Source organism: Idiomarina sp. 29L, assembly GCF_004123135.1.
Taxonomy (GTDB): Bacteria; Pseudomonadota; Gammaproteobacteria; order Enterobacterales; family Alteromonadaceae; genus Idiomarina.
Window position 1 is genome coordinate 133,062 of record NZ_SDJS01000004.1, and the last position, 24,669, is coordinate 157,730.

Here is a 24,669-nt window from a genome sequence, read left to right on the forward strand (position 1 = left end):
GGTCCTTAGTAGTTCATTGAGCGTTTGATGGCTTCGTAGATCTTCAAATGATCAGCCATATACTCTTTCTCGTGACACAACGGATACGGTACATCAATACCTGATACACGCGCGATCGGCGATTCAAGGTAAAGGAAGCACTTATCCTGAACAGTCGCCGCTATTTCACTGGCAAAACCACCGGTGATTGGAGCTTCCTGCGAAATCACTAAGCGTCCGGTTTTCAGTACCGACTGAGTGACTGTTTCAACGTCCCACGGCAAAATCGTCCGTAAGTCGATCACTTCACAAGACACACCGTCTTCTTCGGCTTTCTCGACCGCTTTCTCGGTCATTTCCATCTGTGCGCCCCAGCCCAGTACGGTAATATCCGTACCTTCTTTAACGACGTCGGCTTTGCCTAATGGAATGGTATACTCTTCTTCAGGAACCTCACCCGTCGATGCACGATACAGGCGCTTCGGCTCCATAAATAACACCGGGTTTTTATCAAAAATGGCGCTCAGTAATAGACCCTTAGCTTCGTATGGATTACGCGGCGTCACAATTTTCATACCCGGGGTGTGCGCAAAATACGCTTCCGGCGACTGCGAGTGATAGTGACCACCAGCAATACCGCCACCGTATGGCGTACGAATGGTTAAGCCGCCTACATCAAATTCGTTACCTGAGCGATAACGGAACTTAGCCGACTCGTTAACGATTTGGTCAAATGCCGGGAATATATAGTCACCAAACTGAATTTCAGCAACTGCATAGCTACCTTGTGAAGCCAGACCGTTAGCAAAGCCAATGATGCCCTGCTCAACCAGTGGTGTATTAAAGTTGCGGTGCTTGCCGTATTTTTCGGTCAAACCTGAGGTTGCGCGGAATACGCCACCAAAGCCACCAGTGTCTTCACCAAAGCTGTAAACATTGTCGTGTTTGGCCATCGCCAGGTCGAGTGCGCTGTTGATGGCTTGTAATAAATTCATTTTAGCCATTAGTCGATTCTCCCTGACGTTTTCGGATACGCATCCGGATATTTACGGATATGCTCTTTCAACTCTTCCAATTGCTCTTTCAGCAATGGTGTCGGTTCGTCATATACGTCATTAATCAGTTCATCGATATGTGGCGCAGGTACTTTTTCGGCTTCTTTTAATGCCGCCAGAACCTTCGCTTTGACTTCTGCATGATGCTCTTCAACATGGTCTTTATCCAACCAGCCTTCGTTCATCATCCATTTTTGCAGACGATCAAGCGGATCTTTTACTTTCCAGTCGTCTTCTTCTTCGCGCGTACGATAGCCCGTTGGGTCGTCCGACGTCGAGTGACCCGACATACGATAAGACATGGCTTCAATCAGTACAGGTTCGTTTTCTTCCACCGCTAAGCGACGTGCTTCTTGTGTCGCTCTTAGTACGGCAAACACGTCGTTACCATCGATACGGATGGTTTTCATGCCATAACCAATACCGCGTGGCGCAATGCCGTCACCGCCATACTGCTCGCCTTGCGACGGCGTTGAAATGGCGTAACCATTGTTACGACAGAAGAAAATAACCGGCACTTTGTAAACCGATGCCATGTTCAAAGCAGCGTGGAAGTCACCCTCAGAAGCAGCACCTTCGCCGAAATAGCAAATGGTACACTTGCCGGTTTTATCCATCTTCTGCCCGAACGCATAACCGGTCGCTTGTGGTATTTGTGTACCCAGCGGCGAAGAAATGGTCATAAAGTTTAAGTCAGCACAGCCATAGTGAACCGGCATTTGGCGACCTTTACCTAAGTCTTTTTCGTTCGAGAATAACTGGTTCATGAACTGCTCAACGGTAAAGCCACGGTACGCCAACGCACCCTGCTCGCGATACTGCCCCATGATCATATCGCCGTCATCTAATGCGGCCGCAGAAGCGACACTTTCAGCCTCTTCACCACGCGAAGCCAGGTAGAAGCTAATACGCCCCTGACGCTGCGCGGCAATCATGCGCTCGTCCAACGTACGAATGAACTGCATGGTGTCGTGAATTTTAACGATAAGGTCTTTATCGTACTCAGGCATGTCAGCGCCTTTATGGAAGCTACCGTCCTCTTTGAGGATCTGTAGCATCGGAATTGTGACCGACCCACCGTCAAACCATTGCGGCTTAGTCACAATCTCTGTGTTGTGTTTTTTATCCTTTGCCATAACCTTCTCTTTCGGTTGCAAGCTGGGTGAAATTTGCCGCTACTTTACCTTTACGTAAAGTGACATGCAAACCACAAACTAACGAAAAGTTAACGCAGTAAGTGTAAATAGAAACGAACAGGATTAACAATAAAGCCTGACTACTTAGACCAGTTTAGGCTACTTCAATTCGAGTGATTCTGTCGGTACTCTCACGACAGTCAGTAAGGCTCTTTGTCCCAAAGCAACCTTAGCGTTCGGGAAAATAATATGTTCGCCGTCATGCTGTGCGTAAAGGTTTTCATGCCCGTCTCGCGCCAGTAAGTCGCCCTTATCAAAAGACGTAAAGTTAGCCACATCGTCTGCAAAGTTAAGCTCAAAATCTTCATTCATGCGATTAATTGTCTGAGCTTCTTTAAAGATAAAATGTTTATTAGGATCGAACGGGCCAAAGTCAAGCAAGTCTTCGCTAATTAATCGACGTAGCGTTTGCTCTGCGGCAGCGAACTTCGAACGGTCATTCTCGCCAAACGGGCGTACTTTACCCAACTCAACGGTAAACGCGTGCGCGTTAAATTCATTCACGCTGAAGTATGAGAACGTGGTTGTCGGTGCTTGATTTAACAACACAGTATCGACACCACACGCTAATAGGAATTGAAGCTGATGCTTGTTGTACGGTTTCCCATGAGTAAATGGATAAACAGCGAATTTTTCACGTTTTGAGTCACGTATGGCAGTGTGCAAGTCATAGTGTAAACGCTCTCGCTCGCCCTCTGGGGCAGTTTCATAAAAGCGTCTTACATACTGTTCAATTTTAGCCGCGCGCTCGCGCTCTTTGTTGTACGCCTTACCGTTGCTATGAGCCCCACTGAACAACCGATTCATGTTTTCTTCAACGAAGCGTTCACCTTTATTAATAGATGCCGGATTCGCAATCAAAAATAAGGTTCTATGAGCGACTGTCTGCTTTTCGGTGATAATGTCATGAATAATATCGCGGCATATCTCAATAGGCGCGGTTTCATTACCATGTACAGCACAAGATAAGACAATATCTTTTTTCCCGGGCTTTGGTGGCGTAACTTCTAAAACACCGCTGTCCCATATGGACAGGGTGACACCGTTATTCAATGTTTTTTTCTGAGTCTCTTCACTGCCCCATTCATTGGCGCAGGTCCAACCTAAAAAGTCCTGAAATGCCTTATTCAAACCAAACTCCTATGATTTTTTCCCGGGTACAAAGCCTTTTGTTGCTAACAACTCACGCAGAACTCGAGAGCGATACTCACGACGATATAAAACAGCAACAACAATGAGACTTGAAATGACTAACATTGCCGGATGCAAAAACCACGACAAATAGGCCAATGCAAAGTAATACGTACGCAACCCCTTATTGTACTCATGTCCCGACTGATCCAATACTTTTGCCGCGTGGCGGGCAAAACGATCTCGCTCTTCCTGCGTTTTATTCTCTTTGTGATACTCAACCGATGCGCCCAGTAGCACTGATACAAAACCAAACTGCCTAATAGACCAGGTAAATTTGAAAAACGCATACACAAATATGAGCGCCAGCACAGCCAGTTTAAATTGAACCAATAGCGCATTCGTGTTCGGGCTCAACGGAATTTCGTTTAGAACCGTCACGACTTCCTCAGCATGAGCCAGCACGGTAATCACACCAGCCAGTACAAGCACAGTAGAGGAAGCGAAAAAAGTCACCGTACGTTCAACATTACCAATAAGGGAAGCGTCGGCAACTTGGTTTTCCTTATTTACAACCGTCGTAAACCAGTCAATTCGCAGAGAGCATAAAATACTCGAGAGGCAGTGGGTGGTTTTAGCGCGCTTACGGGCAAAAAGAGAGTAGCCTATCCAGCAAAAGAAGAACAAAGCCAATGCAAAAATATCGAGGAGTGACAGCAACATGTGAATGACCCGAAGCCTCAAATAATGTCTTAAAGTTATAGCATCAAGTTTACCAGTTTATGACAGCACATACGACAAAGCCGGCGCATTTTGCCCCGGCTTTGTGTTCCTATGACTTAACATTAATAGTCTTTCAATGCTTCCTCTGTGGTCATGTCTTTAGGCTCAGGCGGCTTCGCCAGACCATACCAGGACAAGAACGACTGAGTATTGCGTTTTGCATCAGCCAATATCAGGTACAAACATGGTATTAATAAGAGCGTGATAATCGTCGCAAAAATAATACCGAACGCCAGTGATATTGCCATTGGAATGACAATTTTAGCCTGCAGACTCTTTTCCAGTACTATTGGTAATAAACCGAAGAATGTCGTTAATGACGTCAGGGTTATAGCACGGAAGCGTCGGCAACCGGCGTCCAGTACCGCATGACGCAGGTCCGTACCAGCAGCCCGGGCTCTGTTTACGTAGTCAACCATTACTAATGAGTCGTTAACAACAACACCAGCCAGGGCAATAATACCAAATAAACTTAAGATACTTACAGGCATACCCAATACCCAGTGCCCTAATACGGCACCGATAATACCGAACGGAATAACTGACATTATAATAAGTGGCTGACTATATGATTTCAGCGGAATCGCCATCAATGCATAGACAGCAAGCATAGCGAGTAATCCACCAATAGCCAAAGAGCCGGTTGCTTCCGCTTCATCCTGCGTCGCGCCCTGAAGTTGGAAGCCAACACTCGGGTACTTATCCAGAATGGTCTGAATTTTCTGCTCACGAACTTCTTTAACGATACGAAACGGCTCGACTGATTCTTTATCTACTCTAGCTCTGACATTCACAGAGCGCTCGCGATCAATTCGGGTAATGGTTGAGTAGCCTTCAGCAAACTCGATATTAGCCAGTTCTGTAAATGGAATTTCTGCACCATCTGCAGTACGAAGCTTCATATCCTGAAGGTTTCCAACTGACTGTCGTTGTGACTCTGGATAACGCACCATTACTTTGACTTCTTCGTCGCCTCGCTGAATACGCTGAGCTTCTGCTCCGTAAAACGCATAACGAACCTGAGTAGCCAGTTCAGCAAGGTTGATTCCCATCGCATTAGCCAACGGCTTAGTGGTAACAAGAATCTCATCTTTGCCATCACCAAAGGTGTCCTCAATGTCAAAGACGCCATCGTATTCACTTAAAACCACCTTTAAATCATCGGCTGCAGCCTTAAGTTCATTTAAGTCATCACCAACCAGCTGGAACTCAAGATCAAAGCCACTGCCGCCACCAATACCACCTTGGAAGTTAATGGTTCGGACACCTGCTAATTCAGGAACTTTCTCACGCCACTGATTAACGATTTCGTAGCCATCGATGTTACGTTCTTCTCCCTTTTTCAGTTCCGCAAACACTGTCCCGGCGACCGTTCCGTTCATCCAAATATTCGTATGTCGAACAACACCTTCACCTTCAGCCTCTTCGGCTTTTTCATCCACTTTATTAAGTGCCGCAGATACTTCGGTCAGAACTTCAATAGTCCGCTCTTCTGAGGTTCCGGGTTGCATTTCAACATTGGCGCGAATGAAATCACTTGGAATATCAGGGAAAAACACCCAACGCACAATACCGCCACTAATAAGCCCGACCATTAAAATGAGCATAGCGACAAACGTTGCCAGGGTTGTGTATCGATAATGCAGACATTTCTTCAAAAACGGTCGGTATTTATTGGTGACAAAGCGTTGTACGGTATTGGCAAAACCGTTACGGAAGCGCTGAAACGCGTTCGGCTTTTCAGTTTCCGTTTTTGAATATTTCATGTTGGCAATGTGCGCTGGCAGAATCAGTTTTGACTCAACCAAAGAGAATGCCAGACACAAAATAACCACCCAGGCGATAGACTCCCAGATAGCCCCCATACCACCGTCAACCATCAGCATTGGAATAAATGCCACCATGGTTGTTAAAACACCAAAGGTTGCCGGCATAGCAACACGCTTCGCACCGGCAACTACGTTATCGACCGACTTACCCTTTTCTTCGATTTCGGTATACGCACTTTCGCCTATAACAATGGCGTCATCAACCACTATACCTAACACCAATATGAAACCGAATAACGAAATCATGTTGATAGAAATATCAAACATGGGTAACGGCATCATTGCGATAGTCCCAAGGAAGCATACAGGTATTCCCAGCATGACCCAGAAAGCCAAACGCAATTGAAGGAATAAAGACAACATCAAGAAGACTAATAAGCCGCCCATCCACATGTTATTTAGCATGAGGTCCAGACGCCCTTGCAGGTAATACGAAGAGTCTCCCCACTGTGCTAACTTAACTTCATCAGGCAGTTCCTGTTGTTTTCTATCAACGTAGTTACGAACATATTCTGCAATTTTTAAGTCGTTTTGATCACCTACAGAATTAACACGAATAAACGTCGCAGGCTTACCGTCAAAGCGAGTAAATGCTTCAGTTTCAACAAAGCCATCTTCAACTTTCGCTATGTCACCTAAGGTTAATCGAGTTCCGTCAGGGCGGCTAATCAATACAATCTTCTCAAACTCACCACCTTGATAAGCTTGGTTATTAGCCCGGAGTAAAATATCGCCGTTAGGTGTCTTGATAGAACCACCAGCCACATCAATAGAGGTACCTCGAACCGCATTAACAATTTGCTGGAACGTCAAATTATAACGCTCGAGATCCTGCTGAGAGATTTGAATAGAAATTTCGTAGTCACGTGCACCAATCACGTCCACTTTAGTAATGCCGCCGACCGTTTTTAACTCATCACGAATGCTTTTCGCCAATTCTTTTCGAGTCCGCTCATTAACATCGCCGTAAACCGTCATCCAAATGACTTCCCGATTCGGTCTGACACGATAAATATTCGGCTTTTCTATCTGCTGCGGAAAGTTTGGAATGGCGTCAACAAGCATTTTGACTTCATCCATTACAACCTGGACATCGTAGTCAGGTTCAACTTCTAAAGTCACGCTACCAATACCCTCTTGCGAACGCGACGTCATTTCCTCAATACCGTCAACGTCCTCAATGGCATCTTCGATGAGCATAATAACGCCCTGCTCAACTTCCTGAGGTGCGGCACCGGGGAATGGCACTTGAATACTGATGATATTCAGCTCTATTTCCGGAAACATCTGCTTGCGCACAGAAAAAACCGACATTGCGCCTGCGACCAGAATAAGAATCATTAATAAGTTTGCAGCAACGGTATTACGTGCAAACCAAGAAATTATTCCTTTACGAGTATCTATGGACATAATGCTTACTCACTCTCACTATTAGCAGTGTCGGCGACTTGCTCACCCTGCCCATCATTTTCAGTTACCGTTTCCATCTGCTCAGGAAGTGGATCACCGGGTAGACGAACTTTCATTCCGTTCAGTGCATTCTTCAATTGCGTAAGAACAACCAAATCCCCGCTTTCCAGGCCATCACTGACAATGCTTGTGTTTGCTTGAGTACGCACTACTTCAACCGCTTTTTTCTTAAGCTTACGTTCTTCACCAACGGTCCATACTGAGCCATCAGGGTTAATCGCATAAGTTGGAACTTCCATAACCCCACTGACCTTTTGCCCTTCTACCTGAGCCTGAACAAATCGACCAAAGCGCAAAGGTTCTTTGTGTGTTTCACCATTAAGGTTATAAGGGTCTTTTACTTCTACAACACCATAAATAACTCGGCTCGCTTCATCCAAAACGCCCTCGGTTCTAACCAAACTACCCAACCACTGAGTATCGACACCAGATACTTGAGACTCCAAAAGGACTTTCGGCTCAGTGTTAGACTCACCTGGCAAGTTCAAATAAGTAATGTCTAGGTCGCTTAATGGCAGACGTACTTCGGCCACTTCCGTTCCATACAAGGTTGCGATTTGCGAACCGGCACCGACAAACTGCCCTAAGTCTGCTTGCTTGCTTCTTAAGACGCTGTCATAAGGTGCACGTATTGTAGTACGTTCTAAGTTCCGTTCTGCCATAGCCAGGTTAGCTTCCGCTGACTCTAGCGCTGCTAAGGCACTGGCTAATTGAGGTTTGCGTAATCCCAGAGCCGGGGCTTCACCCTCTTTAAATTGCGCCCACTCTTCCTCAGCCACTCGAGCTCGAGCTTTTTCTTCCTCGAGAGCGGCCTGAGCTTGAAGTAACTGAGCTCGAGCTTGTTGAACCGCAACTTCATAGTCAGACGGATCAATTTGGAGCAGCGCATCCCCTTTTTTGAAAAAGCCGCCAGCATTGTATTTATCAGAAACACTAATAATTTGGCCGCTAACTTCAGCAACTAAAGTCGTGGAATGCTTCGGCACAGCAGTCCCCTGAGAATCAACCAGGAAGGTCATGTCTCGCGGAGTAACTTCCTTCACCTCGACCATAGCCGCAGGCTTCTGCTGTTGTTTCTTCTCTGGTGGTTTAGCAGCCATGCTCGCTAACACGGCAAGCAAGATTGCCAAAAGAATAATGAGAGGTGGTATAAAAGCGCGTTTTTTTAGTTTCATCACAGTTCGCTCAGCTTTAGTTAATTTTAAGATTTCTTATAGTGTTATTATCAACCTAACAAATGTAAATTGTTAGACCTTAACTGTTGCGAACTGTGATTTTTCCCTAATAAGTTGTAACGGACTATTACAAAACTAAGTTATCCCTCCAATAACCAACGCTCCGCAGCCTCTACATAGCGCGGTTTTCCGACTAACAGAACCACGTCTTGAGGTTCAAATTCGGTGGCATCGTCCGGGTTAGGATACTCTTCATCGTCCCGGCGTATCGCTTTAAGCTGAACATTATGCTCTTCCCAATTTAGAGATGCGACTGTTTTGCCGTTCGCCCAAGCGCCCTCAGGTAACGTTACCGCGCGCAAGAACTCCAGTTTATCCACCATTTCAGGACCCATATCAGTTTCTGAACCCTGGAAAAATCCGTGCATTTCCCCGTAATGATTACGACGCTCTTTATCCAGACGCGCCAAAATACGGCGAATAGGGATGCCACTGTGGCTTAATACATGAGAAATAAGCATTAAACTGGCTTCGAGTGTGTCCGGAACCACCTGAGAAGCGCCAGCATTTTGTAAGACACTTAAGTTATGGTCGTCTCTACTACGCACAATGACATAGGCATTCGGATTGAGTAACCGCAGCTCTTTTAATACCTCTATTGCTCGCACATCATCTGCAAAACTGATAATAACCAAGTCAACTTTCTCAGCGCCAACCGCCCTTAATATGTCTTTGCGAGCACTGTCACCAAAGTAAACACGTGCACCGCCAGCAACTGCTTCCTGGACACGTAACGGATCGTTATCAACGGCAATGTGTGTAATACCTTCGGCATCCAAGAAACGACTGATGGTTTGCCCTGTGCGCCCGAAACCACAAATAAGTACCTGATTTTCCAGTCCGTCCCCTTTTGGGGTACGCTGACTTTCTATTTGCTCAATAGGGTCAGGTGTACGAATAACTGCATCGACTAAAGGCTTGAGGCGGTGAATAATGATTGGCGTTATCGCCATACTAAACACACCAATACCTATCATGCTGGTAACAATTTCCGGCGACAAGAGATTGTGATTATTAGCCAAAGCCACAATAACAAAGCCAAATTCGCCCATTTGAAACAGCGATATCGCACTACCCCAGGAGTCAGTATCTCGCTCCCCCATCAGTCTCGCAACGGAACTGATAATGGCAATTTTAACAATAGACATGATCAAAACTGCCAGTAAGATCCAGTGCAGGTTGTTTACAAAGCCATCCAACTGTAACTGCATGCCTATGGTGGTGAAAAACAAGCCCATTAGAATGTCGCGGAACGGCCTAATATCAGCCTCTAACTGATGTTTGTATTGACTCTCGCCCAGCATCATACCGGCCAAAAACGCGCCAAGCGCCATCGACAAGCCAAATAAATGCGTCATACCACCGGCAACCAATGCGACCAACAAGGTTGCCAGTACAAACAGCTCGTCGGTTCTTTGCTTGGCTATTTCTTTAAATAAGTACGGTAGTACCCATTTACCCACAGCCATAAGTACAGCGATAACGGCGGTACCTTTGGCTAAGGCCAGGAGTAACGTATAACCGATACTGCCTGAATCTGACGCCAGCAATGGAATAACAATCAGTAACGGAACAACCGCGATGTCCTGAAACAGCAAAATGGCTACCGTCATTTGTCCTCGGCGAGTTGCGGTTTGTGCGCTTTCTTTTAGCTGCTTGATAACCACGGCAGTCGATGACAACGCCAGTGCCCCAGCAATCGCGAGTGACGCCGCCCACTCACCAAGCCAAAGGAAGCCGATAAGCATAAACACAAGTAACGAGCCAATGACCTGTGCTGCACCTAAGCCAAATACCCAGCGACGCATTGCCATCATTTTGGGCAAGGAAAATTCCAAACCAAGAGAGAACAGCAGGAAAACAATACCCAACTCTGCAACCAGGTGGTAATCGTCAGGATCTTTAATCCAACCCATGATTTCCGGTCCGGCAATAATTCCAGCCACCAGATACGCCAGTATTGCGGGTAGCTTTACTCTTCGGAAGAGCCATACAAGCACTACCGCTACCGCCAGTAACATCAATAAGCTGGAAAACGTCCCGTTCATTCAGTCCCTCTTTGTCTTAAGTATTGCTGTCAAAATATTAACACTGTTTTGTTTCAGAAAAACTCACTTTATAACCAATTGTTTTAATTGTAGTTTTTAATAGTGGCTTGAATTTTGCTTAACGATATTCAGACAAAATTCATTGGAGTCAAAAAGCACATGTTAGGTAAAGCTGTAATTAGAGATCGCTTAAACTCTGCTATAAACAAAACTCAGGCGTTGGTCAGCCAACTCACCTCAAGTGACGATATTAAAGCAAACTCATCGTCGTTGAGCGAGAAGTTACAGACAACGCTTGATATTACCTCTTTGCTGTCAATATACAGTCATGCCGTTTTAGAGCGAATGCCGGTCAAAGCGATGCAATTTGTCTCCGATGATCAAGTAATTAACTTATGTGGTCAATACGACGAAAGTCACTTTGAATATGCTGTCATGCTTTACGCTGACGACCAATACCTGGGCCAAATGCTTTACCAGTTCAAGCAGCCAGCGTCGTACGCTGTGAAACTTCGCCTTGAGCAAATGCATAAACAGTTGACTTTCCCTTTGCGCAATTCCATGGCTTATTCCAAAGTGCGCCAGGCGGCTGTTAAAGACCATCTAACCGGCGTTGGCAACCGTTCTCTGCTCGATGAAACTCTGGCACATATCACCGCCAAACTTAAGCGCGACCCTCAAAAAGACGTCAGTATTGTGCTTATCGACATGGATAACTTTAAACAGGTGAATGATAATTTTGGTCATCAACAGGGTGATGAAGTGTTACAGCAGTTCGCTCAGCTTATCAAACATCAACTTAGAGACACCGATCGCGTTTTTCGCTACGGCGGAGATGAGTTCGTTTTGGTTTTGGAAAATACGCCCAAAAGCCAGGTGAGCGAAATTATAGAGCGTTTAAAGAAAGCGATTAGTCGCGATTCAAAGCTGATGTCTTTGAATGTTGCTTTTAGCTCTGGCGCTATACAGATGGAAAGCTTCCACTCCGCAGACGATGTTCTGGACGAAGTGGATAAGCGTTTGTACGAAGCAAAGTCATTGCGATCTAGGGTGAACTAATCATTTAGCCATTGTAGCGACGTTTCCCAGCTTGGTATTAACGCCGGCGGTTTATGGCTTTCGGGATCCGTGCTCAACCAGCCTGTGACAGGTGTCCAAATAAAGTGGTCACCAGATTGCAGAACCGGCATCCGCTGCCTCAACCAAGGCGCTAAACCTCTTTCTTTCAGCCAGTCTATTAACTTTTTCCGTCCGTTCCGCCCAGGCTTGCCAAGTCTGCTTTTCGGATGGATACAACTGATGGTCAGTCGTTCCGACTCCGCCAGTAAACTTTCTGGAACCCGCAAACTCCCCCACTCGCCAAAATTTGTCACTGGTTTGGAAATGGTTACTTCGGAAATAGCTTCCGGAGCACCGTCATCAACCCACAGAGCGTTCTGAAAATACCGAACCCAATAGCCTTGGCAGTTAATTTCCAACTGACTGTCTGAACGAACGTTCAAACTTTGCCGCCTTATTTGCTCGAGTTGCTCATAACTCGGCAAACTTTTGCCGAGCGTTTGAAGCCAGGTGCGTAGTAATGCACGTTGCATTGCCGCCGATGCGTCTTCGAGTATATTCAGAGGAAAACAATCGGAGCACTTCTCTTGCTGAGCCACCTGTAACTTTTCCAGAAGCAACTCATTCATGACATCCTGCTGCTCGGCACACAGCCTGGCGGCACGAATGACACTCATACCAAAGTGTGGCCAGCGTTTCTCTAATGTAGGAATAACGTCATGCCTTAAGAAGTTACGCTCAATAGTCGTGTCGTAGTTGGTGTCGTCTTCAATCCAGGTTAGCTGATTAGACTGGGCGTACCCTACAATTTCTTCTTTACTGGTACTCAATAACGGTCGACAAATAGTTCGTTCCCCTTCCCAGGGCTGAATCTCAGCCATAGACGCTAAGCCCTTAGGGCCGCTACCACGTTTTAATTGCAGCAAAAATGTTTCTATTTGATCATTCTTATGTTGCCCGAGCAGCAACACCGCATTCGATTCGGTCAGCTCTGCCAACCGCTTATAGCGAAGCTCTCGACCAATAGCTTCTTTGCTCACACGAGTTTTCATGGGGACTTCAAGAGGCTCAAAAATGGTATCAACCCCATAAGCCTTTGCCGCTTCGTGAATAACGTCTGACCATCGGCCTGAGTCTGGATGAAAGCTATGATCCAAATGAATAGCTAAGTAATTGTACTGTGGGTTGTCGCGCCGAAAGCGCATCAATAAATCGAGGATGGTTTGTGAGTCGGCTCCACCACCTAAGGCAGCAACAATTTGCTGCCCCGGGTGCAGAGATAGTCGGTTAATAACATTTAAGAAACGCTCATAAAGCGCATCAGTGGACATTATGCTTAGCAGTACCCAAACGACATCAGTTTTTTGTAACGCTGATCCAAACGTTCAGACTTACTCAGTCCTTCCAATGATTTCACGTCTGACAGCAGTTGCTGCTTCAAACGGCTCGCCATTTCCTCTGCGTGGCGATGCGCACCGCCCAACGGCTCTGGGATAATAGCATCAATAAGGCCAAGCTCTTTACTCCGCTGCGCAGTAACCCCCATGGCTTCTGCCGCTAACGGCGCTTTACTAGCACTTTTCCATAAAATGGACGCACAACCCTCGGGTGAAATAACCGAGTAGGTGCTGTACTGCAACATATTCACTTTATCGCCAACACCAATCGCTAATGCGCCACCTGAGCCTCCCTCACCAATTACCGTACAGATAATCGGAACATTAAGCCGTGACATTACTTTCAGGTTACGAGCAATGGCTTCACTTTGTCCGCGCTCTTCGGCACCAATGCCCGGGTATGCTCCAGGGGTGTCGATGAACGTAATAATAGGTAAATTAAAACGTTCAGCGGTTTCCATTAATCTTAGCGCTTTACGGTAGCCTTCTGGTTTTGGCATACCAAAGTTACGGCGAATTTTTTCTTTGGTCTCGCGTCCTTTCTGTTGGCCAATCACCATCACCGGTGTGCCATCAAGGCGCGCCATACCGCCAACAATAGCCTCGTCATTCGCAAACGTTCTATCACCCGCCAGTTCATCAAACTCGGTAAAAATCATCCGAATGTAATCGAGTGTATACGGTCGTAATGGATGGCGAGCCAGCTGCGCAACCTGCCAGGCGCCTAAATCAGAAAAGATTTTTTCTGTGAGCTCCTGACTCTTCTTTGTTAAACGCTGAACTTCTTCTTCAATATTAATGTCAAGTTCGCCGCGCTTACCGACTGACTTCAATTCTTCGATCTGCGCTTCGAGCTCAGCTATTGGCTGTTCAAAATCCAGAAAATTAAGGCTCATTCGCTGTCATTTCCTTTAAAATTCGAGTGAAACCTGCTGATTCCCCAGCAAGTTCTGTAATTCGTCTATTAATTCATCCGATGGCGTCACATACCAATTCGCTTCCACTGACAACTCTGCCTTCGCATAAGACGAGTTATAACGAAGCTTTATTGGGCAGGTTCCTTTCGCATAAGGCGCTAGCACTGTTTCTAGCTTACCTGCCACACCGTTTTCAAGTGCGTCTTCAGTCAGCGTAATCGACAAACTGCGTAAATAACTCTCACGCGCTTGCTCAATTGCCATCACTTCTCTAGCGGTCATTGTATTGCTATTACTAAAGTTATCAAATCTGACCTCACCTTTTATCCACAAAATTCGGTCTTTTTCGAGCAATTCTTGATAACTTTCATATTCATTGCTGAATAATCGTACATCCATACGTGCCGTTTTGTCATCTAACGTTACTATAGCAAAACGCTGGCCCCGTTTGTTTGTCAGCACACGAATATCTATTACGAGCCCCGCAATAGCAACACTTTGATCTTTTGGTGTTGGTCCCACATTAGACAGAGTATTTGAAACATAATGCGTCAACTCACTTCTAAAGCGGTTAATGGGATGCCCGGTGAGGTAAAGCCCGAGCGTTTCTCGTTCCCCTTCTAACCACACGGCCTCCGGCCAGTGACGCACTTGCACAAATTCCTGCTCAACGGCTTCCGGTTCGGTAGTCAGCACGCCAAACATATCGGACTGACCAATTTGTTCTGCCTGCAAGTGTTGTTCTGCCTGACGAATGGCCTTTTCCAACGTCGCCATAAGCGCCGCACGGTGTGGTCCTAAATTATCCATAGCACCAGCTCGTATTAGCCGCTCCAGAACCCGCTTATTCATCTTTTTCAAATTCACCCGACAACAGAAGTCGAACAAATCTTTGAACGGACCACCTTCGTTTCTGGCTTGAATGATAGACTCAATCGGCGCTTCGCCAACACCTTTAATGGCCCCAATGCCATAAACAACGCGCTGTTGTTCATCAACAGTAAACTTATAGGCGCCCTTATTGACGTCTGGCGGCAATAATTCAAGACCCATTCGCTCACATTCATCCGCCAGCGTGACAATTTTATCGGTATTATCCATATCCGCTGACATTACCGCAGCCATAAACTCGGCCGGATAATGAGTCTTCATCCACAACGTTTGATACGACACTAAGGCATAAGCAGCCGAGTGCGATTTATTAAACCCGTAGCCTGCAAACTTCTCTACCAAGTCGAAGATTTTCATCGCCAGTTCAGGGTCAATATTATTCTTCGCTGCCCCCTCACGGAAAATCTCGCGCTGTTTCGCCATTTCCTCGGGCTTTTTCTTACCCATAGCTCGACGTAACAAGTCAGCGCCACCCAGCGTGTAGCCCGCCAGTACCTGCGCAATTTGCATAACCTGCTCTTGGTACAAAATAACGCCGTACGTCGGTTCGAGAATAGGCTGCAAGCTGTCGTGCTGGTACTTAACATCAGGATAAGAGATCTCTTCACGACCATGCTTACGGTCAATGAAGTTATCGACCATGCCCGACTGCAACGGTCCCGGTCGGAATAGAGCAACCAATGCGATGATATCTTCAAAAGAATCTGGCAAAAGTTTCTTAATTAGCTCCTTCATACCGCGCGACTCCAACTGGAAAACGGCGGTTGTTTCAGCTTTTTTAAGTAATTTGAAACACGCCGGATCGGTCAGATCGATAGCGGTTATATCGATAAGTTCTTCGCCTGCTTTCTCCTTGCGGGCATTCACCATATCGACGGCCCACTGAATAATGGTTAGTGTTCGCAAGCCTAAAAAGTCAAACTTGACCAAGCCGGCCGATTCAACATCGTTTTTATCGAACTGGGTGACCGGGTTTTTGCCTTCATCGTCGCAATATAGCGGTGAGAAGTCGGTAATAGTGGTTGGCGAAATAACCACACCACCAGCATGTTTACCGGCATTACGTGTGACACCCTCTAGAATCCTAGCCATATCAATAATGGCTTTTACCTCACCGTCCTGATCATACAATTCTCCTAGCTGAGGCTCTATTTCAAAGGCCTTCTCCAGCGTCATCCCCGGGTCACCAGGCACTAACTTCGATATGCGATCCACAAAACCGTACGGGTGTCCCAGAACACGTCCTACATCACGTATTGCGGCTTTCGCAGCCATGGTGCCGAACGTAATGATCTGCGACACGGCTTCTCGGCCGTATAAATCGGCAACGTGGTCAATAACCTCGTCACGACGATCCATACAGAAGTCCACATCAAAGTCTGGCATAGAGACCCGCTCAGGGTTTAGGAACCGTTCGAAAAGCAGGTCAAATTCCAGCGGATCCAAATCAGTAATTTTCAATGCGTAAGCAACTAACGAACCCGCTCCCGACCCTCGCCCCGGACCAACGGGTATGCCGTTGTCTTTACTCCACTGAATAAATTCCATAACGATAAGGAAGTAGCCTGGGAAGCCCATCCCGTTAATGACGTTAAGCTCTTCTACTAGACGCTCATCATACTCTGGACGTTTAGCCGCGCGTTCTTCCTCGTCAGGAAAGAGAAACTCGAGACGCTCTTCTAAACCTTCTTCAGACACTTTGACCAAGTAGTCTTCCGTCGTCATATTTCCGGTCGGAAATTTCGGCAGAAAGTATTCGCCTAAACGGACCGTCACATTACATCGCTTAGCGATTTCAACGGTATTTTCCAACGCTTCAGGAATATCGGAGAACAGCTCCGCCATTTCTTCGGCCGTTTTTAGATACTGTTGCGGCGAATACTTCTTGGGGCGGCGGCGATCTTCAAGCTGATAACCGTCATGAATAGATACACGAATCTCATGGGCGTCAAAGTTTTCTTCCTTCAGAAAAACGACTTCGTTGGTCGCAACGACGGGTAGCTGTGTTTCACCAGCTAACTTTACCGCTTTGTGCAGGTAGTCTTCTTCTTTAGGACGTCCAGTTCGCACCAATTCAAGATAAAAGCGATCAGGAAAATACTCTTGATAAAAGTCCAATGCCGCATCAAGTTCTTTATCGTCGTTTCTCAATAATGCATGGCCGATATCACCTTCACGAGCGCCGGAGAGCAAAATAATCCCCTGGTTGTGCTCTTTTAGCCAGTCTTTATCAATAACGGGTTTATCCGCTATGTGTCCTCGCAAATAAGCTTTCGACATTAACTGTGTAATTTGTTGATACCCTTCGTTATCCATTGCCAGCGCCGTCAGACGAAAAATTTCACCCTCCGGATAACTGTGTTGCACCCACAGGTCACAACCTATAATAGGTTTTAACCCCAGCTTATGAGCCGTACCGTAGTAGCGAACCAAGCCACAAAAGTTCATTTGGTCGGTCATGGCCAATGCCGGCATACCTGCGTCAGCTACCGCTTCACAGATAGGGCCAACTTTTGCTAAGCCGTCAACCATGGAGAAGTCGCTATGAATGCGTAAATGGATAAAATTTGGTGCTGTCATTTCGCCGTTTCAGTTTACGTTTTTATTCTAATATCAGACGCCATATTGTGCCTGATGCGACTACTGAAGTATATCGTCAATGCAACTTCAAGCGTGGTTTCACCGCATGATTTAACTTGTCTACCAGCAATATCAAAAACATTTTCCACCAGCCGTGCAATGCCCGCTGATGCATGCGGTACAAGCTCGCGTAAGCCCAACGTGCCAGCGTGCCTTCAATCGACATCGACACACTTTTACTTTGCATTAAATTACCAACGGCAGAAAAACGACTCAGTGAAACTAACGAGCCCCGGTCTTTATAGCGAAACGGCTTAGGCTCACGTCCGCCGTACTCTCGTAAGATATTTTTGTATAAGCACTCTGCCATTTGGTGGGCTGATTGAGCGCGTGGCGGTACCCAGCGTTCGTCGTCAATCCGGCAGGCCGAACAATCGCCCATTGCATAAATGGACTTATCTGAAACTGACTGAAGGTACTCATTAACTTCTATTTGATTGTTTTTTCTAAGTTGTAAATTCCAGGACTGGGTAATATCCGGCGCTCTGACACCTGCTGCCCATACCATCATATCGGCCGTTATTGGCTCCCCCTCTGAAAGGCAAAGCTGTTGTTTTGTTACCTCTTTAACCGGGTTATTCAAGATGACCTCCACACCCAGCTTACGGAGTTTCTTCAGAACGGAAGTGGATAAACGTTCCGGTAAAGCCGGTAGCAACCTCTCTCCAGCCTCAATCAACTGAACCTTGAAGTGGCTTCTATCGAGATGTTTGAGTCCGTAAATAGACAATAAGGACACCGAGTGAACAAGCTCCGCAGCTAACTCGACGCCAGTCGCACCGCCGCCAACAATAGCCAATGACAATTCAGCCTCTTTACCATCCTCGAGAGCTTGGTTCACTCTTAAGAACTCATCGAGCAGCTCAGCATGAAATGCGTCAGCTTGTTTTAAAGAGTCCAAAAAATAGCAATTCTCTTTGACCCCAGGGGTACCGAAATCTGCAGTGACACTGCCAACGGCTAGAATCAAACGATCATAGGGCACGTTTCTTGTACTTAGGACTTCCTCACCCTCGCTATTATTAATGGCCGCAAGGGTGACAGTTTTGGCATCTTTATCAACGTGTTCCAACGTACCAATCAGAAACTGAAAGCCTTCCCGGGCGCTTTGTCCTCGATAATCAACCTCTGCCAATCTTGAGTCTAAAGCGCCAGAAGCAACCTCATGTAATAACGGTTTCCAAAGATGTGTTGTGTTGCGATCTATCAAGGTAATTTGAGCTTTACCTTTACGCCCCAATTTACGACCTAGCTGTGTCGCTAACTCAAGTCCACCTGCGCCACCGCCAACAATTACTATCCGTTCCTTCATTACCGACCTCATCCTGTAGATACAAAAAAGCCACTGACGATGATAACGCCAGTGGCTTTTTATAGCGACTATTCAGTCATTTTTTATAGCAGCTTAGTCGATACTTGGATCCGTCAGACCTCGACGCTCCAATAACGCTTCAACTGTTGGCTCTTGACCACGCCAATCGATGTACTGCTGCATTGGATCTTTACTGTTACCTTGCGACAGAATCTCTTTACGGAATGCTTGGCCATTTTCCAGCGTTAAACCACCATTGTTGTTCATATGTTTAAACGCGTCAGCCGCTAAGACTTCACTCCACATGTACGCATAGTAACCTGCAGAATAACCACCCGCGAATACGTGCGCAAAATAAGTCGAACGATAACGAGGAGGCACCGCTTCAACTAAAACACCGTTACGCTCTAACGCTTCTTTTTCAAACGCTTGTACGTCCTTAATTTCAGTACCTGGTTCAACCGTATGGTATTCAAGATCCAGTAACGCAGCTGCTACATACTCTAGAGTATCAAAACCTTGGTTGAAATTACGCGCAGCTAATACTTTGTCCAACAACTCTTGTGGGATTTGTTCACCCGTTTCGTAGTGCTTCGCAAAGTTATTAATCACTTTTTCATTCAACATCCAGTCTTCCTGGAACGTTGAAGGGAACTCGACATAGTCACGAGACACCGATGTACCCGCTAATGAAGGGTAAGTCACATCTGAGAACATGCCATGAAGCGCGTGTCCCATTTCGTGGAACATTGTCGATACCTCATCAAAACTCAGGAATGTCGGCTCACCCTCTGGCGCTTTTGTGATATTCATGTTGTTCAGAATAACCGGCTTCTGGTTCATCAGCTCAGACTGAGTACGGAAAGAGCTCATCCATGCGCCGCCACGCTTACTATCACGTGCATAATAGTCAGCGTAGAAAAGGCCTAAACTGCTGCCGTCAACGTCGAAGACTTCGTAAACTTTTACGTCTTCCTGATATACAGGAATGTCTTTACGCTCTTCAAACTTAATACCGAACAGCTCACCCATTGCATAGAAAACACCGTCTTCTAATACACGGTTAAATTCGAAGTATTTTTTTACTTCATCAGAATCGAGTGAATACTTCTCTGCACGCACTTTCTCAGCGTAATAGAACCAGTCCCAAGGCTTCAATTCGAAATCTTTACCGTCCGCGTCAATCGCCGCCTGAATTTCCGCCGCTTCACGTTCCACATTTGAAACTACCGCAGGCACTAAGTCGCGCAGCATTTTCTTCGCCGCATCAGGGTTACCTGCCATGTTCGTTTCCAGAACATAGTCACCCCAAGAGTTGTAGCCCAAAAGTTGCGCTTTATCAGCACGCAGCTTAACTAACTGTTTAACCAATGGGTTTTGATCGGTTTCCGTGTTGCCAGTACCACGGTTTGCAGACGCTTCCCAGATTTCCTGACGAAGCTCACGATTTTCCAGTTCAGCTAAGATAGACTGGCGAGTGGTATTCGTCAGAACAATCGCGTACTGGCCTTCTTTATCGCGGCTTTTCGCTGCATTCGCCAGACTCTCAATACGGCTATCACTTAAGCCTGCCAACTTTTCTTTGTCGTCAACAAACACAACGGTTTCTTGGGTCAGCGACATTAAACCATCGCGGAATTCGTTAGTCAGGCTTGAAAGCTGCTCATTGATTTCACGAATTTGCGCTTTCTCATCTTCGTTTAGGAGTGCACCTGAACGAACGAAGTCTTTATAGGTTTCTTCCAGAAGGCGCTTTTCTTCACCATTTAATTCCAGCTCATCGCGCTGTTCGTATAAGGTTTTGATTCGAGCAAACAAGTCTGGGTTTAAGCTAATGTTGTCACCATGAGCCGCCATTTTGGGTGCAAGTTCAGCTTGCAGTTCGCGAATTTGGTCATTCGAGTGTGACGAAGACAAGTTATAGAATACAGAGCTTACACGACCAAGAATTGCGCCAGACTTTTCCATCGCAACAATAGTGTTTTCAAACGTTGGTTCTTCAGAGTTGGTCGCAATGGCTTTAATTTCTTCCATATGCTCTTTCATGCCACGCTCAAAAGCAGGCTTGAAGTGTTTAAACTCAATGGCATTGAAGTCAGGCGCTTGATAAAGCAGTGAGCTGGCTTCGAAGAATGGGTTCATTGCCGTTGCTTCCTGGCTACTTTCAGCTTGTGCAGAACCGTTTTCAGTATTTGATGGCTTGCTCGCATCGCTGCAAGCGCCGAGTGATACCGCTGCACCAATTGCGACGGCTAATAATGTTTTACGCATGGATAACTCCCACTGTTTCTTGTCATTGTGATTTTTGTGCCATTACTCTAGCCCTGTATGAGCGCTTGCTCAAGGGGTAAGCGTCAAAAAGCCCATTCTTAGAGGTAAAAAGCAGGAGGTACAAGTCGAATGCGAAAACGATTCAGCCAAACCAAGCAAGACCAGCTTTGGTGGTATCTAAAAAAATAATTGGTGATGCTGCACAGATTTGCGCTTAAGAAAAATGGCGGAGTGGACGGGACTCGAACCCGCGACCCCCGGCGTGACAGGCCGGTATTCTAACCAACTGAACTACCACTCCGCAAAAATTCGGGGGATGTACTAAATGGCGGAGTGGACGGGACTCGAACCCGCGACCCCCGGCGTGACAGGCCGGTATTCTAACCAACTGAACTACCACTCCGCATCAGTACTGCGTTGAAGTATGTCCCTCAACGCGGCGTGCATATTACGAGTGAGGGACAAATGAGTCAACACTTTTTTTAAAGATTTTTTCTGTTTGTCTGATTTATATTCAGTTTTGCGGTTTTTTAACCACTAAGCGTCATTTTTATCAGTTTTCTTCTTTCTGAACTTAAACCACCACAGTGCAAAAAGCGCGATAAAAATTATCAATAGGTTCACTATGACAATGATAATTAAGTTCATCATTGCCTGCTTTTCCTTTGCTTCACGCTCTTGTCGTTCAACTTCCCTCTGACGCTCTGCTTCAATACGCTGCCGTTCTGCTATTTCCGCGGCTGTGGGTTCAGGTGGCGGTGGCTCTGTGGAAATAAAACTAAAATCATCAAGCCTGGCTTCAAACTCACGTCCGGCCAACGTGGTCGCAAAAATATCAATATCAATTAAGTGCTTACCGAATGCCAAATTCGCAATAGGCACCTGATACGGAAATTCATCAACCTGGCTAAAGGTAAATTTGCGCACTTCGCCATTAGGAAATTGCGTTTCACCATTAACCACCAAACTATCCGGGTCTATTTCGTTCTCATTAACCGTTACAATCAGTTGGTGGTCATCTTCTACAGCGTCAGACTCTATCACTTCAAAATCAACGGGTAACGGCTTAACCACTAAAGGACCAAATTCAAACACTCGCTCATAAAGCGGCGTGGTCATTTCATAAGTCGCCATCCATTCGCCGGGTTCAACATCTAAGTTAAAAAAACCGGTAAACACGCCGTCACCAACACGCTCGTCATGACCGCGCCCATTATCCAGGAACTGCGCCACTCGCACTGGTGTCGCGCCAAAGTTATCAAAATCGGCGTTATTGGTACTGATAAAAAGCACATCGAGAGTCACCGTCTGTCGAAAACGTGCTGTTTCGACAATGTCTTCTCCATTATAGAGTCGACCTTCTACTTTCAGCTCTTCGTTCTGATACAGCGGCTCTGGCAACGGATCGGCTTCGAAGCGAATATCAGAAACGACTAAAGCCTTATTCTCTTCATCAATACGCCCTGCCGCCTGCCATGGACCGGGCTGCGGTTTTTTAATGCGAATAATGTCGAAATTTGGATCGGTATACCAGGTCACTTGGTCGGTAGGGTAGCGGCTGTCATACCACTTGCTACCGTCAGGCTTAATTAATATTAAGGGCTTACTGCCCGGCTCCCGAAAAAATAGCAAGGTGATTTCATCAACGTTTTCATCAATTCGAAAGCGCTGCCCGTCGATAGGAAGTTTGTTGCTCATGTCACCATCGATGAGCGACATCGCCTTTTTAAGAGCGTCGTCCTTAGATGACGCGTCCGATGTTTGCTGTACTGCGGTCACTGAACTGGAAAGCAGAACAAATGCCAGCGCAGCCCAGACAAGCTGAGTTATGAATCTAGCCACAAACAGCGCCCACCCTCTTCTTTAACTTTATCAAGCCGTTGTTGATGTAATACTTCTTCATCGGCTGATGCACGCAAAACCTTTAATTGTGGACGGTTATCAATGGCCTGATGCTGTATTTCACCGGCAACACCCGATGCGGACTTTTTGTTTTCTGACAAGTTGAGGGCTCTTTGCCCACCGGTCATCATTAAGTAAACGTCAGCCAGTATTTCCGCATCGAGTAGGGCTCCGTGCAGCTCACGCGACGAATTGTCGACATCATAAGCACGGCACAAAGCGTCCAGGTTGTTCTTTTGACCCGGCCGCATTTCCCGGGCGAGCTGCAAAGTATCCAGTACGGTACTGAAATCGCTGGTCAGACCCGGGAAAGGCTTCATTCTCGAAAACTCAGCGTCCATATGGCCGACGTCAAACGGTGCATTGTGAATCACCAGCTGAGCGCCTTTAATAAACTCAATAAAGTCGTCACAAACCTGAGCAAACACCGGTTTATCGATCAAGAAATCGTTAGTAATACCATGAATTTTTATGGCTTCTTCTTCCACCACTCGCTCAGGGTTGATGTACACATGAAAGTGATTCCCGGTGAGCTTCCGATCAATAAGCTCAACACAGCCTATTTCAATTATTCTGTGCCCTTTCTGAGGGTCTATGCCCGTGGTTTCCGTATCTAAAACGACCTGACGCATTTAAAATTCCTGATATACTGGCTGAAACTTTTCAATATAGTACCAATTAACATGCCCAACTCAAAAACTGTTCACATCTATACTGACGGCTCATGCCTTGGCAATCCGGGGCCAGGGGGTTATGGCATTGTTATGGAGTATGGTTCTCACCACAAAGAAATGAGTCAGGGCTATCGGTTAACCACGAATAATCGTATGGAAATGCTGGCAACCATTGTTGCGCTAAAAGCGTTAAAACGCTCCTGCGAGATCGTCCTTTCCACAGACAGCCAATACGTTAAACAAGGCATTGAGCAGTGGATGACCAAGTGGCGTAAAAACGGCTGGAAAACAGCCGCAAAGAAGCCGGTTAAAAACCAGGATCTCTGGGTTCAGTTAGACGAGCAAGTTCGAAACCATAAAATAAAATGGCAATGGGTAAAGGGCCATTCAGGGCACCCTCAAAACGAGCGTTGTGACGAGTTGGCCCGCGACGCAGCGAGCCGCAAGCCTCTACTCGAAGATACCGGGTTTAAACCTGAATAACCGAGCTATTCACCCGCCACGACTGGTCGTTTTTCTTCCTGCCATGCCGTCATGCCGCCGTCAACGCTGTAAACGTTACTAAAGCCCATGCGTTCAAGGCTTTCAGCGGCTAGCGCCGAGCGCCCTCCGGTTTTGCAGATAAGATACAAAGGCTTTTGCGAGATGCGCTCTAATGCATCATCGTATCCAGCAACGTCGGGGTGCTGGTTCAACTGCATTTCCAACACGCCGCGCGGCATGTTCACGGCTTCGCGAATGTGTCCCTGACTGTATTCCGCCGGTTCGCGAACATCAATCACTCTAGCACCCTGCTCTATGGCTTTTTGCAACTCTTCCGTATTCGCTTCTTTTACGTTTGCTTTCGCTTTTCCACATAATTCTTTTGCTGTAATCATAA

The 24,669-nt window shown here is 46.4% G+C and carries 17 protein-coding genes and 2 tRNA genes; 2 read left to right on the plus strand and 17 right to left on the minus strand.

The window, feature by feature from the left end; genetic code table 11:
- Positions 1-5: 5 nt before the first annotated feature.
- The 7 genes from EST55_RS09685 to EST55_RS09715 all read right to left on the minus strand — a co-directional run bounded on the left by EST55_RS09685 (position 6) and on the right by EST55_RS09715 (position 10,726).
- The gene (locus EST55_RS09685; RefSeq protein ID WP_053952456.1) at positions 6-983 is read right to left on the minus strand and encodes a transketolase C-terminal domain-containing protein; all 978 of its coding nucleotides are present in this window, start codon (positions 981-983) and stop codon (positions 6-8) included.
- Positions 983-2,170 (minus strand): thiamine pyrophosphate-dependent dehydrogenase E1 component subunit alpha, encoded by a 1,188-nt coding sequence (locus EST55_RS09690; RefSeq protein WP_129497318.1) that lies wholly within the window; start codon positions 2,168-2,170, stop codon positions 983-985. The genes EST55_RS09685 and EST55_RS09690 overlap by 1 nt, the downstream gene beginning before the upstream one ends.
- A gap of 159 nt (positions 2,171-2,329) precedes the next feature.
- Positions 2,330-3,361 (minus strand): succinylglutamate desuccinylase, encoded by a 1,032-nt coding sequence (gene astE, locus EST55_RS09695; RefSeq protein WP_129497319.1) that lies wholly within the window; start codon positions 3,359-3,361, stop codon positions 2,330-2,332.
- Between the two features lie 9 nt (positions 3,362-3,370).
- A complete protein-coding gene (locus EST55_RS09700) occupies positions 3,371-4,084 on the minus strand; it encodes a DUF599 domain-containing protein (protein ID WP_129497320.1) in 714 nt (237 codons plus the stop codon).
- 122 nt (positions 4,085-4,206) lie between these two features.
- Positions 4,207-7,383 carry an efflux RND transporter permease subunit gene (locus EST55_RS09705; protein ID WP_100691821.1) on the minus strand — a complete coding sequence of 1,059 codons (3,177 nt, stop codon included), beginning with the start codon at positions 7,381-7,383 and terminating at the stop codon, positions 4,207-4,209.
- A 5-nt stretch (positions 7,384-7,388) separates the two neighbouring features.
- A complete protein-coding gene (locus EST55_RS09710; RefSeq protein WP_100691820.1) occupies positions 7,389-8,618 on the minus strand; it encodes an efflux RND transporter periplasmic adaptor subunit in 1,230 nt (409 codons plus the stop codon).
- Between the two features lie 140 nt (positions 8,619-8,758).
- Positions 8,759-10,726: a monovalent cation:proton antiporter family protein gene (locus EST55_RS09715; RefSeq protein WP_129497321.1), complete on the minus strand. Its 1,968-nt coding sequence runs from the start codon at positions 10,724-10,726 to the stop codon at positions 8,759-8,761.
- Positions 10,727-10,885: 159 nt separating this feature from the next.
- Between EST55_RS09715 and EST55_RS09720 the strand changes: the two genes are divergently transcribed.
- On the plus strand, positions 10,886-11,785 hold the full coding sequence (locus EST55_RS09720; RefSeq protein WP_129497322.1) for a GGDEF domain-containing protein: 900 nt from the start codon (positions 10,886-10,888) through the stop codon (positions 11,783-11,785).
- Here EST55_RS09720 and tilS read toward each other — a convergent pair.
- The 9 genes from tilS to dnaQ form a co-directional block, all read right to left on the minus strand.
- Positions 11,782-13,116, minus strand: a complete 1,335-nt coding sequence (tilS, locus tag EST55_RS09725; RefSeq protein ID WP_129497323.1) for a tRNA lysidine(34) synthetase TilS — start codon at positions 13,114-13,116, stop codon at positions 11,782-11,784. The genes EST55_RS09720 and tilS overlap by 4 nt on opposite strands.
- A gap of 5 nt (positions 13,117-13,121) precedes the next feature.
- On the minus strand, positions 13,122-14,078 hold the full coding sequence (accA, locus tag EST55_RS09730) for an acetyl-CoA carboxylase carboxyl transferase subunit alpha (RefSeq protein WP_088767869.1): 957 nt from the start codon (positions 14,076-14,078) through the stop codon (positions 13,122-13,124).
- A 15-nt stretch (positions 14,079-14,093) separates the two neighbouring features.
- Positions 14,094-17,570, minus strand: coding sequence for a DNA polymerase III subunit alpha (gene dnaE / locus EST55_RS09735; protein WP_129497324.1), 3,477 nt, complete (start codon positions 17,568-17,570; stop codon positions 14,094-14,096).
- A gap of 76 nt (positions 17,571-17,646) precedes the next feature.
- On the minus strand, positions 17,647-18,942 hold the full coding sequence (locus tag EST55_RS09740; RefSeq protein WP_129497325.1) for an NAD(P)/FAD-dependent oxidoreductase: 1,296 nt from the start codon (positions 18,940-18,942) through the stop codon (positions 17,647-17,649).
- Positions 18,943-19,035: 93 nt separating this feature from the next.
- The gene (locus EST55_RS09745; RefSeq protein ID WP_100691814.1) at positions 19,036-21,213 is read right to left on the minus strand and encodes a M3 family metallopeptidase; all 2,178 of its coding nucleotides are present in this window, start codon (positions 21,211-21,213) and stop codon (positions 19,036-19,038) included.
- 224 nt (positions 21,214-21,437) lie between these two features.
- Positions 21,438-21,514, minus strand: a tRNA-Asp gene (locus EST55_RS09750).
- A 25-nt stretch (positions 21,515-21,539) separates the two neighbouring features.
- Positions 21,540-21,616: transfer RNA gene (locus EST55_RS09755), tRNA-Asp, on the minus strand.
- Positions 21,617-21,750: 134 nt separating this feature from the next.
- Complete coding sequence (locus EST55_RS09760; RefSeq protein ID WP_232709787.1) at positions 21,751-23,055, minus strand: TIGR03503 family protein; 1,305 nt, start codon at positions 23,053-23,055, stop codon at positions 21,751-21,753.
- The gene (gene dnaQ / locus EST55_RS09765; RefSeq protein ID WP_100691812.1) at positions 23,040-23,747 is read right to left on the minus strand and encodes a DNA polymerase III subunit epsilon; all 708 of its coding nucleotides are present in this window, start codon (positions 23,745-23,747) and stop codon (positions 23,040-23,042) included. Before dnaQ ends, EST55_RS09760 begins: the two co-directional genes overlap by 16 nt.
- 51 nt (positions 23,748-23,798) lie before the next feature.
- On the opposite strand from dnaQ, the gene rnhA reads away from it, so the two are divergent.
- On the plus strand, positions 23,799-24,272 hold the full coding sequence (gene rnhA / locus EST55_RS09770) for a ribonuclease HI (RefSeq protein WP_129497326.1): 474 nt from the start codon (positions 23,799-23,801) through the stop codon (positions 24,270-24,272).
- Positions 24,273-24,277: 5 nt separating this feature from the next.
- Here rnhA and EST55_RS09775 read toward each other — a convergent pair whose 3' ends face one another.
- The gene (locus tag EST55_RS09775; RefSeq protein WP_129497327.1) at positions 24,278-24,667 is read right to left on the minus strand and encodes a rhodanese-like domain-containing protein; all 390 of its coding nucleotides are present in this window, start codon (positions 24,665-24,667) and stop codon (positions 24,278-24,280) included.
- Between the last annotated feature and the right edge of the window lie 2 nt (positions 24,668-24,669).

Bases quoted from the DNA above. Each gene is read 5' to 3' on its own strand.
- EST55_RS09685 (WP_053952456.1), bottom strand. From the start codon at position 983: ATGGCTAAAATGAATTTATTACAAGCCATCAACAGCGCACTCGACCTG.
- EST55_RS09690 (WP_129497318.1), bottom strand. From the start codon at position 2,170: ATGGCAAAGGATAAAAAACACAACACAGAGATTGTGACTAAGCCGCAA.
- EST55_RS09700 (WP_129497320.1), bottom strand. From the start codon at position 4,084: ATGTTGCTGTCACTCCTCGATATTTTTGCATTGGCTTTGTTCTTCTTT.
- EST55_RS09705 (WP_100691821.1), bottom strand. From the start codon at position 7,383: ATGTCCATAGATACTCGTAAAGGAATAATTTCTTGGTTTGCACGTAAT.
- EST55_RS09710 (WP_100691820.1), bottom strand. From the start codon at position 8,618: ATGAAACTAAAAAAACGCGCTTTTATACCACCTCTCATTATTCTTTTG.
- EST55_RS09715 (WP_129497321.1), bottom strand. From the start codon at position 10,726: ATGAACGGGACGTTTTCCAGCTTATTGATGTTACTGGCGGTAGCGGTA.
- EST55_RS09720 (WP_129497322.1), top strand. From the start codon at position 10,886: ATGTTAGGTAAAGCTGTAATTAGAGATCGCTTAAACTCTGCTATAAAC.
- tilS (WP_129497323.1), bottom strand. From the start codon at position 13,116: ATGTCCACTGATGCGCTTTATGAGCGTTTCTTAAATGTTATTAACCGA.
- accA (WP_088767869.1), bottom strand. From the start codon at position 14,078: ATGAGCCTTAATTTTCTGGATTTTGAACAGCCAATAGCTGAGCTCGAA.
- dnaE (WP_129497324.1), bottom strand. From the start codon at position 17,570: ATGACAGCACCAAATTTTATCCATTTACGCATTCATAGCGACTTCTCC.
- EST55_RS09740 (WP_129497325.1), bottom strand. From the start codon at position 18,942: ATGAAGGAACGGATAGTAATTGTTGGCGGTGGCGCAGGTGGACTTGAG.
- EST55_RS09745 (WP_100691814.1), bottom strand. From the start codon at position 21,213: ATGCGTAAAACATTATTAGCCGTCGCAATTGGTGCAGCGGTATCACTC.
- dnaQ (WP_100691812.1), bottom strand. From the start codon at position 23,747: ATGCGTCAGGTCGTTTTAGATACGGAAACCACGGGCATAGACCCTCAG.
- rnhA (WP_129497326.1), top strand. From the start codon at position 23,799: ATGCCCAACTCAAAAACTGTTCACATCTATACTGACGGCTCATGCCTT.
- EST55_RS09775 (WP_129497327.1), bottom strand. From the start codon at position 24,667: ATGATTACAGCAAAAGAATTATGTGGAAAAGCGAAAGCAAACGTAAAA.